Below are 16,085 nucleotides of genomic sequence, written 5' to 3' on the forward strand. Positions count from 1 at the left end.
AATAAACTCTCTAATCCTGTTTGTTATAAGGTTTGTCAATTTCAACAAACCCTAGGTCGGTTAATTTTTTCTTAGCTGTTATTATGGAGTCAGAAATAAGAACTACAAGTGCTTTGCATCCAAACAGGTAAAAAAATCTGCGAGGCGATTCTGACATTACACAACCAAAGAGCGTTAATGTAGCAAATTTGCCCTTAACTTACATCGATTTGAATGTGTATTTCTGATCATTTTTTAGCATAGCCGCGTATTGATATCTCAAAAACTCATAACAAAATGAAAAAACAATCTTTTTCTTTATAAAGCGAATGCTGCATATTGAATACAGACAGAAAACATAAAGAATGTATAGAGGACTGATCATGACATTACGTTTAGGCGACATCGCCCCAAATTTCCAACAACAATCAAGCCAAGGTGATATTGATTTTTATGGTTTTTTAGGGGATAGCTGGGGGATCCTTTTTTCCCATCCTGCAGACTACACCCCAGTCTGTACCACGGAACTTGGCTATACCGCAAAGCTAAAAGATGAGTTTAATAAACGCGGTGTGAAAGCCATTGCACTTTCTGTAGACGATGTTGAATCACATCAAGGCTGGATTCAAGACATCAACGAAACACAGAATACTACTGTTAATTTTCCAATCATTGCCGACAAAGACCGTAAAGTATCTGAGCTGTATGGATTTATTCATCCAAATGCCAGTGAAACTCTAACTGTACGTTCATTGGTCATTATTGACCCGAACAAGAAAGTTCGTTTGATTATTACCTATCCTGCATCCACAGGTCGTAATTTTAATGAAGTATTGCGCGTAGTAGATTCACTACAATTAACCGATAAGCATAAAGTTGCAACACCTGCTAACTGGCAACATGGTGAAGATGTGGTGATTGTTCCATCATTAAAGGATGAGGAAGAAATCAAACAGCGCTTCCCTAAAGGTTACAAGGCCGTCAAACCGTATTTACGATTAACCCCCCAGCCTGAACTAGATTAAAGCGTATGCTTTAATCGTAGTGCAAGACAAACGAAGTGCGTAGCAATAAAGACGAGCAACGCTCGTTCCTGAGAAGTGGCTAAAGCTTCGCAAGAAGATGAACAGCTATGCTGTGAATTAAAGGATTAAAGCGTATGCTTTAATCGCAGTGCAAGACAAACGAAGTACGTAGTAGAGGATAAACCCAGGCAGTAATAAAATAATATTAAATCTGAATAACATGCATCTCAGCCTATCCTCTGGATAGGCTTTTTTATATATAAGCTAAAATTGTTTTGGTATTTCTGAATCAATCGGTTATAAAAATAGTTCGATCCGCTACACAATAAAAAAAGCATCATGATCTACAATATCCACCATCTACATTGCGGCAGCTTCTGCCCGACTTGTGCGCCATTATTTGGACAAAAAGGCTGGAAAGCACACCTCGTTTGTCATTGTCTATTGATTGAAACTGATCGCGGATTAGTGTTAATTGACACAGGTTTAGGGCTTCAAGACTATTTACATACCGAACAGCGTTTGGGCCGTTTACTGAAACAGTTTGGCTCAATTGTCCCGAATTTAAAACTCACCGCCATCCAACAAATTCAACAACTCGGTTTTAATGCGAATGATGTACAACATATTTTTGTGACCCATCTAGATTTCGACCATGCAGGCGGAATTTCCGATTTTCCTAATGCAACCGTACATCTCTTAGCTGCTGAATTTAATGCCACTCAATCACTCACAGCTAAAGGCAAGCTTCGTTATAAAATGGAGCAATTCAAACAACATCGTCATTGGAACTTTGCTGAACATAACGATGGAGAACCATGGTTTAATCTACAAAAAGTTAAAGGATTACCTTTCTTTAAAGATGAAATTTTGATGATTCCATTGATTGGGCATACTGCTGGACACTGTGGGATTGCGATTAAAAAGGCTGATGGCTGGGTCCTATTCTGTGGCGATGCCTATTACACCCATTTGGAGCTCAATCCGAAAAATAAACTGAGAGCCCTAAATCTTACCGAACGCTTACTGGCCGAAGATAACCAACAGCGTTTGCAAAATCTGAAACAGTTACAATATCTCGCTCAACATGAGCCAAGCATTGAGTTAATTTGTGCGCACGATCCAGTCGAATTCAGTCGTTATCAGTAAAGCATATGAAAAAAACACTCATTACCGTTGCTCTTGTTTCAACATTAACGCTCAGTGGGTGCATGAAACACCCAAGTTTGGATGATGAACAACGCCCTAAAAACTGGGGAACGCTAATCTCCCATACACATAATTTTTATCAAATTAGCAATGATGTATTTCGTAGTGATCAGCCCAGCAATGAGCTCATTCCAAGCCTAAAACAATATAATATTGATACGGTCATCAATCTCAGAGCTAGAAATGAAGATGCCAAAGTTTTAAAAGATCAGCCTTTTAATCTAGTGCATATTCCGATTTATACATGGGCCATCAATCGTCAAGATTTATTGCAGACCATGCAAGCGATTCAAACGGCCAAGCAAAACAATCATAAAATTTTAGTGCATTGTTATCATGGCTCAGACCGTACTGGTGCAACGATTGCCATGTATCGGATTATTTTTGAAAACTGGTCAATTGAAGATGCAGTCAAAGAAATGAAACAAGGTGGATATGGCTTTCATGTGATCTGGAAAAACATTGATCATTTATTTACGCCTGAAAATGTAAAATGGATTCAACAACAACGGTCTAATCCATCTCGCTAAACATTGGAATTATTTTGGACCAAGCTCTATTTATTTAATAGATAGAGCTTATTAAGGGAACTGGCTTGTCCAGTCAATAGAAATCAATCTGCTCAAAATTGCATGATCACCAAGCAAGTTTTACTTCCCCTTCTGGTTTTCAAAAACTGAATGAGCCAACCAGACCTTTAAAATTTCAGAATCACCGCCATCACTATCCGTGACCAATAAGAATACTTCTCCATCGGATCTCGACTCTAACCAAGTAATCCCTTCAACTTTAATCGCAAGCGTTTTACCGTCTTCATCTTGAATCAAATGACTGAATAACGCCTTACCATCTGGCGAGAACAGCAAAATAAAACTACCCAGCACATCACCATCGTCATAGGTATTTAATGTTTGCTCAACCGCTGCCGTGGCGGCAATTAGATTTTTATCCACAAAGAAATAGGCATCAGAAATCCCACTTGCAGCACCCTCAATCTCAGGCAAGTTGAGATTAAGCGAGTTGATAAACGCATTTTCTAACGATTTTCCTGCTTGAATTTCAGCTAAATCAAAAACTAAAACACCGTGATGGCGATTAATATTGCCACGTTGAAAGATATAGAGATGATGATGGTCTGAACAGATTGCTTCTATATTCAGTTCAGCTCCACCCGTTAATTCAACACTGTTCTCTAAAAAGTGATAATCGACTGCATCCAGAAAAATGCTGATTTGATTGTTAGATGGATTATAAAGTAATGCTTGTTTCCGATTTTCGGTAGAACCAGATCCCATCACCAGTAGTTGCTGTTGCCCATCCAAGGTTATGCAACTTAGTGCTTCAAAATCAGGCTTTTTTGCTTTGCTCAATACGCTAAATGATATTTGTTCAGACGACTCAGATAACGGAACTTTTTCAAAAACTGTTGCACCATCTATATTGTTGTTTCGATTGGTTTTTAATAAGTAACGAACATCATCACCAACAAAATAAACATCGTCCCCTATACAGGCGACACCAGACAGTGCACTAACATCAGAATCTTGTGAAAAAACAAATCGTTCTAATATTCTGATCGCTGTATTCATGATCGCAAGTCCCCTATTTAATTTTGCTGGAACACTCACAGCATAAATAAAGCCTGTGATGTGTTCCTGATTTAATCTAGGGGATGGTCAAGGTTTATCGTTGGTCAAGCGGAACCCAATCAATCACCCAAGCAGATTTCATATTTAAGCTTTCATCAGTTGTGATTTTCTTACGCGTGTTATCCGCAGTATCACGATCCTTAGCAGGACCAACCATAATACGGATTCCTTTAGAGGTCTGGCTGGTCGTTACCTTGTAGCCTTTAGCACGTAATTTCGACACAACAGCATCTGCATTGGCTTGGTTTGCAGCCAAAGCCACTTGTACCATCCACTTTTTATCGCCATTTTCCATCAGATCGCGTGCTTTCTCAGCCTCAGCTTTCTTCTTGCTATCTTCGTCAGCTTTACGTTTTTTCTCATCAGCAGCTTTTTTCTCTGCTTCTGCCTTCCGTTTATCTTCTGCTGCTTTCTTGTCAGCTTCTGCTTTGCGTTTATCTTCAGCGGCTTTCTTGTCTGCTGCTTCAGCTTTACGCTTATCTTCCGCAGCTTTCTTGTCTGCTTCTGCTTTACGTTTATCTTCAGCAGCTTTCTTGTCTGCTGCTTCAGCTTTACGCTTATCTTCCGCTAACTTCTTATCAGCATCAGACTTTTGTTGATCTGTTTTCTGTTGTTCAGCGCGCTTCTTTTCATCCGCTTTACGTTTTTCATCCGCAAGTCGTTGAGCCTTGGCTTTTTCATCTTCAACCAATTCAGGTGGAATATTATCCGAGCTTTCTTGAGCTGCAGTACGACGTGCATTAATCGCTGCATATTCTTCTGCAGCTTTACGTGCTGCTGCGGCTTCAGCCTGTTGCTGCATCTTTAAGAATTCAGCTGCACGCGCTTCTTGTTCAGCCACCGCTTTTTCACGTGAACGACGCTGCTCTTCCAGCAACCGCTTTTCTGTTTCCACATCGACCGCCAATGGTTGCAATGACACCATTTCGCTGTCTTGAGCTGGCTGTGCCGTTTTCGGCTTAGACTCAGTTTTGGGAATCGGATGAGTAACTGGAGCTTGCGTGTGATCTTGCTCAATTTCATCATTGCCCTTTAACAGCAATGCAGCTAATAAAACACCACCACCGAGTAGAACAACGCCGCCCATCCAACGTTGTTTGTTATTCATCGACATTCTTCTAAATACTCCCAGACCGCTTCTAAGGTATGAAACGAACCACAGACTAAAATCAGCTGATTGTTATTACTTTGTTTCAGCACAGTTTCAAACGCTTGCTGGATACTGCCGAACTCGTATACCTGTTGCCCTTGCAATGCATCATGGATCTGTTGCACTAGTGCGGCTCTAGGCACATCTAAATTAGCAATAAACCAATCTTTTACTGTTGTTTTTAGTAAATCGGTGACAGAAGCAATGTCTTTATCTGCCAGCATTGAAAATACTGCAACAACATCTGTGTACTGTTTATTGTATTTTAAGAATTTTCGCAACTGCTTCAATAAAAATTCGACGCCATGCGCATTATGCCCAGCATCAAAAATCACGGTTTTATCTTGGATTTGTCGTATTTCAAAACGACCTTGTAAACGTGCTTGTTGAATACCTGTTGCAATCGCTGCTTGCGAAACTTCAACACCACTCACCAATATAACGGCAACTGCAGTAGAAATATTATCGAGCGCTAGTTGTCCAACAGGAAGCTGTAAGGTTGTGCCTGAAGACGCAAACGACCAAGTTTGGCCATCATCATTCTGCTGGTAAAAATAATCTCGATTCAAGGCATATAGCTGAGCTTGGGTTTCAACGACTTTATCTTGAATGGCTTGTGGCAGTTGTTGCTGACCTGCGAACACCACTGGAATATTCGGACGAATAATCCCTGCTTTTTCAAATGCGATTTTTTCTACGGTGTCTCCGAGCCAATCTACATGATCTAGACCAATATTGGTAATCACAGCAATATCAGGATCGATCACATTGACCACATCAAGACGACCGCCTAGACCGACTTCAAGCACCCAAACATCACATTGTTGCTGTTTAAAAATCAAAAAAGCAGCCAAAGTGGTTGCTTCAAAAAAAGATAAACTTAAACCACATTCGCGTCGTGCTTGATCGACTAAAACAAAAGCATCAACCAGACTTTGATCATCAACTTCAGCACCCGCCAGCTTTACCCTTTCATTAAAACGATAAATATGCGGTGATTGATACAGGCCAACCTTGTAACCTTGCGCATTTAAAATCGCAGCCAAGGTTGTGGTGGTTGAACCTTTACCATTGGTTCCAGCGACGGTAAACACCTTCGCTTGAGGTTGCATCACACCGAGCTTTTCAGCAACGGGAATGACGCGTTCTAAACCTAAATCAATGCCTGTAACATGAACATGGCCCCAATAATCGAGCCATGTTGTTAATGTGTCTGTTGAATGTGGAGCGAGTGGTTTCAAGGTAAATTCATCAGCTTAGCGACAAGTCTGTATACAGTATCACGTAATGCATGACGATGAACGATCTGATCGACCACACCATGATCAAGCAAATATTCTGCACGTTGGAAAGGTTCTTCCAGTTTTTCACGTACTGTTTGTTCAATCACGCGTTTACCTGCAAAACCAATCATCGCTTTCGGTTCAGCAATATGGACATCACCGAGCATCGCCAATGAAGCGGTCACACCACCATAAACTGGATGAGTGAGTACCACCAAGTATGGAACACGCGCTTCTTTCATTTTTTGGATTGCCGCAGCAGTACGCGCCATCTGCATCAAAGACAACATGCCTTCTTGCATACGTGCGCCGCCAGAAGCAGCAAAACAGATCATTGGTTGATGCAATGCGATTGCACGTTCAGCCGCTTGTACAAAACGGTCTCCGACCACGGTTCCCATTGAACCGCCCATAAAGTCGAAGTCAAATGCACACGCAACCAAGTCCAAACCTTTGAGTGAACCTTGCATAACAACAAGTGCTTCGGTTTCGCCAGTTTTGTCTTGTGCTTCACGCATACGATCTGGATAAGGTTTGCTATCCACAAATTTTAATGGGTCTTTGGCACTAAACTCCTGCCCCAACTCGCCATTCACTTGATCAAAGAACCAGTTCAAACGATCACGTGCACGCATCCGTAAGTGCTCATCACACTGAGGACACACATAGGCATTAAATGACATTGCAGTACGTGTTACCAGCGCATGGCACTCAGGACACTCAATCGTAGGCTCAGTAAAGGTCGCTTTAAATATCTGCTGTTGATCTGCAACCTGAATACCAGGGACATGACGCTCAGTCCAAGGTGTTGAAGGGTTAAGAACCTTCCCTGATGTTAACTCTTGACTCATACTAACTCATCGAGCGCAGCTCGAAGCTCCTTCACTTTATTCACCGTCTGTTGCGCAGCTTCATCCGCTGGCAATGTCGCAAAAGATTTAACGAAAGCACTTCCTACAATCACGGCATCGGCAACTTGACCCATCGCTTTTGCAGACGCAGCATCACTAATCCCGAAACCGACGCCTACTGGCACATTGGTCTTAGACTTAATTTTTGCAATACGCGCTGCTGCTTCAGAAGTATCTAAAGTTGCTGCACCTGTCACACCTTTGAGTGACACATAGTAAACAAAGCCGCTCGCCTGATTGACCACATGTTGGATACGTTGGTCGGTTGAGGTAGGTGCAAGCAAGAAGATCTGATCCATTCCATTTTGTTGAAGAACTTCACCTAATTGCTTAGACTCTTCTGGCGGTAAGTCCACCAAAAGTACCCCATCCACACCACAGTCTTTCGCATAAGCAACAAACTTTTCATAGCCAATGACTTCAACAGGATTTAAATATCCCATCAATACCACTGGTGTGGTTTGATCCTTTTCACGAAAGGCTTTCACCATATCCAATGCATCTAAAGTATTGGTTCCACCAGCCAAAGCACGCTCAGCGGCTAAAGCAATCACAGGGCCATCTGCCATTGGGTCAGAGAATGGTAGACCCAGTTCAATGACATCGACACCCGCTTCAACCATTTGGTGAAGCAATGGAACGGTTACCTGTGGATGCGGGTCACCTGCCATAACATAAGAAACAAGCGCTTTACGTTGCTGAGATTTAAGCTGTTCAAAACGAGTGGCAAGACGTGACATAGGATTATGCTTTCCTGATTTATATAAATTAAGGAGTTGTTTGTAGTCATACAAAAACACTGCATTGTAACGCTATTTTTTGTTCATTGAACAGAGTTTGACGTGAATGCGACAGTGAATCTTGCTACTTACAACAGCCTTGCTACATTTATCTATATTTTGAGTTTTTTCTCAATGATCAAAGCTTCCTAATTTTGGACTGTTCGCATTGCATTTTAGAAATCAGCCAAGCTCCTTTATACTAGCCGCAATTTTTAAGTTTTCTTTTTATTTTTATGTCTGCCCACTCTCAGGAAAAAGTACAAAGCAATGCCCTTGCTTTGCTACCTCTATTGGTATTTTTGATCATCTTTCTCGGGAGTGGTATCTATCATTCAATGATTGGGACAGAATTTGCCTTCTATCAAGTCAAAGCACCTGTTGCAGCTATTCCAGCCGTGATTTTGGCTTTGTTGTTATATAAACAAAAACTAAATGCAGCAATTGAAGAGTTTTTGCAAGGCGCCAGTCACCCCAATCTGATTCTAATGTTTATGGTGTTCATGCTGGCCGGAGCTTTTGCCAGTGTCTCCAGTGCGATTGGCAGTGTCGATGCAACAGTACAGTTAGGGCTTTCGCTTATTTCACCAGAATTTGTCTTGCCGATGCTGTTTATCATTGCCGCGTTTATTGCAACAGCAATGGGAACATCGATGGGCACCATTGCGGCCTGTGCACCAATCGCCTTTGGTTTTGCCCAAGCTACTGATATTGCGCCAGTCTATGCCATAGGTGCTGTAGTTGGTGGTGCCATGTTTGGCGACAATTTATCGATGATCTCAGATACTACCATTGCTGCAACGCGTAGCCAAAATGTTGAGCTGAGAGATAAGTTTAGAGTCAATGTCTGGATTGCACTTCCTGCGGCTATTATTACCTTATTGGTTTACATTTCGATGAGCCATGAGGCGGAAGCAATTCAATCAACCCCTTATGATCTCTGGCTGATTTTGCCTTATCTGGCTGTGTTTTTCCTCGCTTTTACCCGCCTGCATGTCCTCGCAGTGCTAATGATCGGAGTGATTTTATCAGGGCTAATGGGCTTAATTGAAAAGCCAGATTTTGATGTACTGAAACTGAATAGTGCGATTTATGATGGCTTTGTCAGCATGTTTGAGGTGGCATTACTTTCCATGTTACTCGGTGGGTTATCCACCTTGATGCAAAAAGAAGGTGGTTTGCAGTGGTTGATCCAACGTATCTATGCCATTACAAGGCTATTCAAATTCGGTAAACAACGTGCTGGTGAATTAGGGATTAGTTTCCTAGTCGTATTCTCGAATCTCTTTGTGGCCAATAACACCGTAGCAATTATCTTATCAGGTGATATGGCACGTGAAGTGGCAAGAGAATATGGGGTTGATCCTAAACGCAGTGCGGCTTTACTGGATATTTTTTCTTGTGTAATTCAAGGGATTATCCCCTACGGTGCGCAACTACTGTTGGCCTGTTCGATTGCCAAACTTTCGCCCGTTGAATTGATTGGCAATATCTACTATTGCTGGATTCTTGCGATTTGCGCAGTCCTTGCCATTGTCTTTAATTATCCACGTTTAAAACTGCGCTAAAAAATTTAGATTAATCATTGAATATAGCAACGATTCTTGCATTTTTAATAATTTTTTAATTTAAGCGACAATTTACTATCGTGGCAGGCGACATGGATGTCGCCCGTTGGACTGCGGTAACAAGGATGTACCGTCAGTCCAACAAAGGATTTTTGTTACTTTTCATCCATGAAAAGTAAAGAAGATATTAAAATGATCCGATAATTCAAAAATTAAGTTACCGTAGCCAAAACCCATTTATTAAAAGTTGGTTAGCCATAAAATCTAAAGAGATTTTAAAAACTGCTTGGGAGTAACTCCTGTCCAACGCTTAAATGCCCGCCCAAACGCACTCTGATCAGCATAATTCAGCCGCTCCGCAATCTCAGAAAAAGATTTACCTTGCTGCAAATATAGCTTGCTCTGCTCCAAACGATATTGATCCAGCACATCCTGAAAATTTAACTCATAGGCTTTAAGCTGACGTTGTAGCGTCCGTTCCGAACAATGCAAACGCTTCGCCACATAACTTTGCAACACCTCTTCCTGCTGCAATAAACCTTGCTCGATAAAGCCATGTATTTTTTGACGAAATTTCTGCTGGTGTACCTCAAAAGAACTAACGCTATTCAATGAATGCTGCGCTTGAGTGGATAACACTTGATTCAGTTGCAGATCGGCAGCAATACTTTTTGCCTTCAAAATTTGATTGGAAAAGCAGATGGCATACTGCCCCTGCTGAATCTGAATCGGACAACCATAGAATTTTTCAAAATGATAGAGCGCGGTATGCGGTGCATAGCCAAATTGGATCATCTGCGGTGGCACTAAAGCATCTTGCACAATCGATTGTGAAATTTTAAAGATCAAGGCCAGATTGAGCTCATACATTTCTCGATAATCGCTATAGGATGCACTCCAAACAATTTGAATATATTCAGAAAACTGCTGTACATCGAGTTGTTCTAAATTGGTTTGTTTAAACACTAGAGAATAATAGCGTTGTAATAATTGAAGTGCTTGTTGTAGATCAATACTGGTCGATGCTAAATAGCCCATCAGACCCAAATCTTGTAAATTGGCATGCTCTGCCAAGACCAAAGTAATCGGACGGGTAAAGTGTGCTTGAGCAGCCTGTAACAACAAGGCATAGCGTTCGACATCAAAGTCACGCTCATCGGGATTTTCCAAACAGGCCTGAAAGGATTGCCAAAGTTCAGGTGCAACAACTTTAGACAAATCAATTTGTTCCTGTTGTAAAACACGATTAAACAAACGCAAATATCCAATGATTATTTTAACTGACATACGCCAATCTCATCCTGATCTGTCGTTATTTGTATAAAACTTGGCTGTAACTGTCAAAACATTTCATCGGAGTTTTTCCATACTGAGTGCATGAAGAAAAACAAGGAATCGTCAAAATGAATGCACATGTTTCCTATCAAGTTGATCCCGTGGTCAGAACCAAACTGGACTTCCACCTCGACCAAGCGCCACGCTTCTGGTTTGGGGGTGATCCATTCCGTACTCGTATGTTTGATGCTTTAAGTCTTACCTTCCCTGATGGCGAGCGCTACTTTATTGAATGTGTCCGTTTATTCCGTGACAAAATTGATGATCCAGACTTGCAGGAACGTGTTGCTGATTTTATCCGTCAGGAAGCACAACATGGTATTGCCCATGACAAAATGAACCAAGTCATGAAAGATCAAGGGATGCCTGTAGATCAGTTCACCACGCGTTTAAAGAAAATTTTTAGATTTGAGCTCAAGAATCGCTCTCCACAATACAACATTGCCATGACCGCAGCTGCCGAGCATTTAACTGCACTGATGGCTGATACCTTCTATAGTAAAAAAGAAACTTTGGCTGAGGCTGATCCGTTTGTACGTGCACTCTTTGCTTGGCATGCGATTGAAGAAATGGAGCATCGCGATGTGGCTTTTGATGTGATGCGAGAAGTCGGTGAAGTGCCTGAAGCAACCCGTCGCTTTGCCCTAGTGTTCACAACTGTCATGATGTTTGGCTTTACCTTGTATCGTACTGATGTAATGCTCAAAACCGATGGTTTTAACCTAAGACAACGTTTTGATATGGCACGTAAAGGTTTACCGTGGTTCTTTGGTCGTAATGGTATTTTGACTGCGAAAAGAGCGCAATATAGCGACTGGTTTAAAAAGGATTTCCATCCAAATCAACACCCAGTGATTCGCCAGTATGATGTCTGGATTGATACTTTGGCTAAAACCAATGATCCAATTGCTGCGGGTGAAGCATTCTGGCAAGCAGGACTTTAGTCGATTTGAAATAAAAATTACCTTGCTCTGCTACAAGGTGGTAGAGCAAGGTAATTTGTTAATTTACAAAACGTTTTAAAGCAGCTTCACGAACAAACATTATTGGATCATTGGTAAGCATTTTCAGAATATAAGTTGGCGTTTTTTTATTACATGCTATTCTATGACGAACTTCTTCACTATTGTCTCGGGATAATAAATCAAACAACTCTGGGCTAAGCTTTCTCTTCATCGCAACTGTCGCTCGAACAGATTCATTTTCATCTCTTGCTAGAGTTTCCAATATATTTAATGGAACAGTTTTATTATATGCAACCCATTCTCTCATTTCTGGAAATCTGGAAATGACTTCTATCCAAACAAGGTCAGAAGCATTTTCATAGGCTGCACGCATATATTCATCACGTGTTTCACTATTTCGAAGTAAAATAAATTCCTCTGCTGATTTAATCATTTAAAAATTACTACCCTTCAGCTCTTTCTATGAAATAAAAATCTCAATATTATCTTTATACCTTTCAAACTATGAATAATAAAAAAACATAACTGAATATTACCCCTTTCTAATGTTGTATTATGAAGTCTTGTGAAACAATGCTCCACATGATTAATATTTATACCTACCACCTCATTTCACTATGGCATATTTAATATAAGAAACAGACACATAGTTTAAAACATCACCACTTCGCATAATGCTGTTCTAAAAGACCATATTCATTATCTAATGACACCACTTCAACCTGCTCATGGGCAATGGTGCCACTGACTTTGGCTTGCCATTGATTGAACTGGCTGCCGATCAACCGTAAATTAATATTTTCAAAACGGCACCAGCCTGTTTCCACCATCAAATTCAAACATCCACCCAAAGAACGAATCGACCAAGTGTTTTCATTTTGCTGTTCAAATAAAACATCAGTCAGTGGAAATAAACGACCATTCACCCATAAGGCATTTTCATTACCAAAACTTTCATTGACTCCTGAAGCCAGGTTAAGGCCAATCCGACGGTCCTGCGCATCACGGAACTGACAAGACAACCAAAACCAAGCTGTTTCAGGACGTAGAAAACCACAGGTATCATCCAAAGCCGCAAGGCTATGGGCATTAAATTCAATCTGTTGTCGATCTGGGCTGATAAAGAATCCCTCAACTGCCAATGTGGTTTGCTTCTGGGTATAAGTCCAGCCATTAATTCCCGTCGGGCTACACAAACTTAAGGCATCCGTACCTGCACAAAAAATTCGGGCTTTCAATTGTACTTCACCATGTTTGGTCACTTGAATGTAGCGCACCCCATTGGCATGCTGCATATCGAATTGATAAGCGGATTTTTTAAACGAACTTTGGCTAAATAAGGGTTGCTCATCGAGTTGTGTTTTTAACGCTAAAGGTTGAATCGCATTCCACTCAATCACTTTTTTAGATTGATGGTCGTAGACATAGAAAAAACCATGACCTGCCCAAGATAAATCGACAATCGCAACCCCAATACTGTAATGCTCATGCTGCAAACCACAGAATTTAAATTTTTTATATTTAAGTTGTTTGCGCCAGCCTGTTAGCACCTGCCCATAAGGCGTTTTATAAATATAGTCGTCCAGATTAATCCGCGAAGGGACTTGCTCAAAACGTCCGTAACGCGGTTGACCATTGGCTTGTATCAAATCCATTTTATATTCCATGATTGCTAGGTCGCATCTACGCCCATAATAGACTGTAAGTGATCAAATTTACTACTATTTTTGTGTTGGAAAATTCTACTTACTGCACATTCTTCCACCCAAACTCAAGTTCTGAACAATACTTTTTAGCTCACTATTTCATCAAATATTCATACAGAAGTTTTATTTTAAAAAACAATCTTATACCACTCGATCAAAAACCATGATGACTCAAAGACTATTAAAAGCAAACGTACTCTGTCTCATGATGCTGGCTTTAACAGCTTGTAATGACAATGACGATAATAACGGAACGCCAACAGTTGAACGCAAAAATCAAAATATCAACATCCTTGCGTTCAACGACTTTCACGGTAATTTAGAACCACCAAAACGTTTTATTGAAGCAGATGATCCAAGTGATAACAGTAAAACAGTGCGTATTCCTGTTGGTGGGGTCAGTTATTTTGCCGATGCCATTAAAAAACTACGTGCGCAATATCCAAACAATGCTGTCGTTTCAGCGGGTGACTTAATTAGCGCCTCTCCACTCACTTCATCGCTGTTCTTGGATGAGCCAACCATTGAAACCATGAATGACATTCAGATTGATTTCAACGCGGTTGGTAATCATGAATTTGACCGTGGAACCGATGAATTACGTCGTTTGCAAAATGGTGGCTGTCAGCAATATACCAGCGCCAAACCTTGTCAAATCAATCCAAAGTTTGAGGGGGCCAAATTTAATTTTCTGGCCGCCAATGTCTCGATGAAGGCTGATCCAAACAAAACCTTATTCCCTGCTTATAAAGTCAAAACCTACGGCGGCATTCCTGTTGCCTTTATTGGGATGACCCTAAAAGCGACACCAAGCATCGTATCCGCGGCGGGCATCAAAGATGTCGATTTCCATGATGAAGCGGATACGGTCAATGCCTTGATTCCTGAGTTAAAAAAACAAGGCATTGAAGCGATTGTGGTGGTGGTGCATGAAGGTGTTGCACCAAGTACTAAATTTAATAAGAAAACTTGTGATGGTCTCAGTGGCCCATTACTCGGTATCCTCGATCGTTTAGATCCTGCGGTTGATGTGGTGGTTTCTGGTCATACGCACCAATCTTATATTTGTGATTACTCAACCAAGAATCCACAAAAACCGTTCTTACTGACTTCTGCGGGACAATATGGCACTGCGATTACCAACATCCAATTAGAACTGGATGGCAAAACGGGTAATGTCATTAAAAAGGATGCCAAACAAGTTCCGATTCAAAGTGAAGCATATACATCTGGCTCAACCACAGTGAACTTAACTGATCTATATGAGAAGTTTAATAAAACGCCAAGCATTGAAGCGATCCTTGATAAATATCGCCAAGCTGTCACCACCATTTCCGCCCGTGTCGTCGGTACAGCCAATGCTGTGATTAATCGTAATGCCACCGAAAGCGGTGAAAGCCCACTTGGTAATTTAATTGCCGATGCGCAACAAGCCATGGCACTAGCAGCAAGTAATCAAGGCTCTGACTTTACCCTGATGAATCCAGGTGGTGTTCGTGCCGATTTATTGGTGAATAGCAGCAATCAGATCACCTTTGGTGATGTCTTTACCGTACAGCCTTTTGGCAACTCAATTGTGACGCTAAGCCTAACGGGTAAACAAATTCGTGATGTCTTGGAACAACAATGGTCGGGCGCAAACGCAGCTACAGTTCGTATCTTACAGCCATCCAAAGAGTTCAGTTATTCGTATAAGAAAGACAACTCGACTTCACTACGCGCCAGTAATATCTTGGTGGCAGGACAAGCATTGGATGAAAGCAAGGTTTACCGTGTGACGGTAAACAGCTTCCTTGCTGACGGCGGTGATAACTTCACTGTATTAAAAGAAGGTAAAAATCCAATCGGTGGTGGTCAAGACATTGATGCTTTAGAAAAATATGTCGTACAGCATTCACCACTCAATGCACCTAAAACCGATCGAATCAAACTGGTTCCTTAACTACTATACGCAATAAAAAAACAGGGAAGCAATTGCTTCCCTGTTTTCATTTTATCTGTCGACTAATCCAAAGTCAGATAAGTATTTTCCCAAATAGTAGGGCTAAACTCACCTTGAATTAAATGGATATAACGTCCTGCAACATGATCAATTGGAATACAATCATCGACATCGACCACACGATCGGTATGCGGTTTATGCCAATCTTGTTCGATAAATTGTTTACCCAACTGTTTTGCAATCCCTACATCTGGTGCAAGCACCAAATGGTAGCTATGTAATTCACCAAAAGTGTTAAGTGAATATCCACCTAGGTTAATCAAATATAATTTTTCATCCAAAGCCGACGGTGCGGCATCGGAAAACTGAATTTGATAATTCACGCCTTGTGATTGAACACCTGAAATCTGTGCCCAAGCATCGATATGTAAGCCTTTCGACTCACCAAACCAAGTCTGTTTGAGCTGAGGGATGACTTCAGACAATGATTCACCTATTGCCATTACCACATCATGAACTTCGGTATTGGCTCTAGCATGCCGGCCACCCAACATCACCATAAACAAACTTGGCATTTTGAAAAC

15 protein-coding genes are annotated in these 16,085 nt (G+C 41.2%); 6 read left to right on the forward strand and 9 right to left on the reverse strand.

Features of this window, described 5'->3' with window-relative positions; translation table 11 throughout:
* Positions 1-362: 362 nt before the first annotated feature.
* From GBI66_RS03120 to GBI66_RS03130, 3 genes are all read left to right on the forward strand, one after another.
* Positions 363-1,004 carry a peroxiredoxin gene (locus GBI66_RS03120; protein WP_151715124.1) on the forward strand — a complete coding sequence of 214 codons (642 nt, stop codon included), beginning with the start codon at positions 363-365 and terminating at the stop codon, positions 1,002-1,004.
* A 339-nt stretch (positions 1,005-1,343) separates the two neighbouring features.
* The gene (locus GBI66_RS03125; RefSeq protein ID WP_151715125.1) at positions 1,344-2,153 is read left to right on the forward strand and encodes an MBL fold metallo-hydrolase; all 810 of its coding nucleotides are present in this window, start codon (positions 1,344-1,346) and stop codon (positions 2,151-2,153) included.
* 5 nt (positions 2,154-2,158) lie between these two features.
* Positions 2,159-2,743: a dual specificity protein phosphatase family protein gene (locus GBI66_RS03130; RefSeq protein ID WP_151715126.1), complete on the forward strand. Its 585-nt coding sequence runs from the start codon at positions 2,159-2,161 to the stop codon at positions 2,741-2,743.
* A 120-nt stretch (positions 2,744-2,863) separates the two neighbouring features.
* On the opposite strand, the gene GBI66_RS03135 is transcribed toward GBI66_RS03130, so the two are convergent.
* From GBI66_RS03135 to trpA, 5 genes are all read right to left on the reverse strand, one after another.
* Complete coding sequence (locus tag GBI66_RS03135) at positions 2,864-3,802, reverse strand: hypothetical protein (protein ID WP_151715127.1); 939 nt, start codon at positions 3,800-3,802, stop codon at positions 2,864-2,866.
* Positions 3,803-3,896: 94 nt separating this feature from the next.
* Positions 3,897-4,976 carry an SPOR domain-containing protein gene (locus GBI66_RS03140; protein ID WP_151715128.1) on the reverse strand — a complete coding sequence of 360 codons (1,080 nt, stop codon included), beginning with the start codon at positions 4,974-4,976 and terminating at the stop codon, positions 3,897-3,899.
* Positions 4,967-6,253, reverse strand: a complete 1,287-nt coding sequence (gene folC, locus GBI66_RS03145) for a bifunctional tetrahydrofolate synthase/dihydrofolate synthase (protein WP_151715129.1) — start codon at positions 6,251-6,253, stop codon at positions 4,967-4,969. The genes GBI66_RS03140 and folC overlap by 10 nt, the downstream gene beginning before the upstream one ends.
* Complete coding sequence (accD, locus tag GBI66_RS03150; protein ID WP_005192992.1) at positions 6,250-7,146, reverse strand: acetyl-CoA carboxylase, carboxyltransferase subunit beta; 897 nt, start codon at positions 7,144-7,146, stop codon at positions 6,250-6,252. The genes folC and accD overlap by 4 nt, the downstream gene beginning before the upstream one ends.
* Entirely contained in the window at positions 7,143-7,946 is an 804-nt protein-coding gene (trpA, locus tag GBI66_RS03155; RefSeq protein WP_005192993.1) for a tryptophan synthase subunit alpha, read from the reverse strand. Before trpA ends, accD begins: the two co-directional genes overlap by 4 nt.
* A 275-nt stretch (positions 7,947-8,221) precedes the next feature.
* On the opposite strand from trpA, the gene GBI66_RS03160 reads away from it, so the two are divergent.
* Positions 8,222-9,553, forward strand: coding sequence for a Na+/H+ antiporter NhaC family protein (locus GBI66_RS03160; RefSeq protein WP_151715130.1), 1,332 nt, complete (start codon positions 8,222-8,224; stop codon positions 9,551-9,553).
* A 264-nt stretch (positions 9,554-9,817) separates the two neighbouring features.
* Here the strand turns inward: GBI66_RS03160 and GBI66_RS03165 are convergent, their stop codons facing one another.
* Positions 9,818-10,840 (reverse strand): AraC family transcriptional regulator, encoded by a 1,023-nt coding sequence (locus GBI66_RS03165; protein WP_151715131.1) that lies wholly within the window; start codon positions 10,838-10,840, stop codon positions 9,818-9,820.
* A gap of 116 nt (positions 10,841-10,956) precedes the next feature.
* On the opposite strand from GBI66_RS03165, the gene GBI66_RS03170 reads away from it, so the two are divergent.
* Entirely contained in the window at positions 10,957-11,832 is an 876-nt protein-coding gene (locus tag GBI66_RS03170) for a metal-dependent hydrolase (protein WP_005206151.1), read from the forward strand.
* A gap of 58 nt (positions 11,833-11,890) precedes the next feature.
* On the opposite strand, the gene GBI66_RS03175 is transcribed toward GBI66_RS03170, so the two are convergent.
* Complete coding sequence (locus GBI66_RS03175) at positions 11,891-12,286, reverse strand: hypothetical protein (protein WP_151715132.1); 396 nt, start codon at positions 12,284-12,286, stop codon at positions 11,891-11,893.
* A gap of 226 nt (positions 12,287-12,512) precedes the next feature.
* Positions 12,513-13,508: a DUF2804 domain-containing protein gene (locus GBI66_RS03180; protein ID WP_151715133.1), complete on the reverse strand. Its 996-nt coding sequence runs from the start codon at positions 13,506-13,508 to the stop codon at positions 12,513-12,515.
* A gap of 214 nt (positions 13,509-13,722) precedes the next feature.
* On the opposite strand from GBI66_RS03180, the gene GBI66_RS03185 reads away from it, so the two are divergent.
* The gene (locus GBI66_RS03185) at positions 13,723-15,501 is read left to right on the forward strand and encodes a bifunctional metallophosphatase/5'-nucleotidase (RefSeq protein ID WP_151715134.1); all 1,779 of its coding nucleotides are present in this window, start codon (positions 13,723-13,725) and stop codon (positions 15,499-15,501) included.
* Between the two features lie 62 nt (positions 15,502-15,563).
* On the opposite strand, the gene GBI66_RS03190 is transcribed toward GBI66_RS03185, so the two are convergent.
* Positions 15,564-16,076 (reverse strand): DUF1543 domain-containing protein, encoded by a 513-nt coding sequence (locus GBI66_RS03190; protein WP_151715135.1) that lies wholly within the window; start codon positions 16,074-16,076, stop codon positions 15,564-15,566.
* Positions 16,077-16,085: the final 9 nt, after the last annotated feature.

It is taken from the genome of Acinetobacter sp. TUM15071 (assembly GCF_008980925.1).
Classification (GTDB): domain Bacteria; phylum Pseudomonadota; class Gammaproteobacteria; order Pseudomonadales; family Moraxellaceae; genus Acinetobacter; species Acinetobacter dispersus.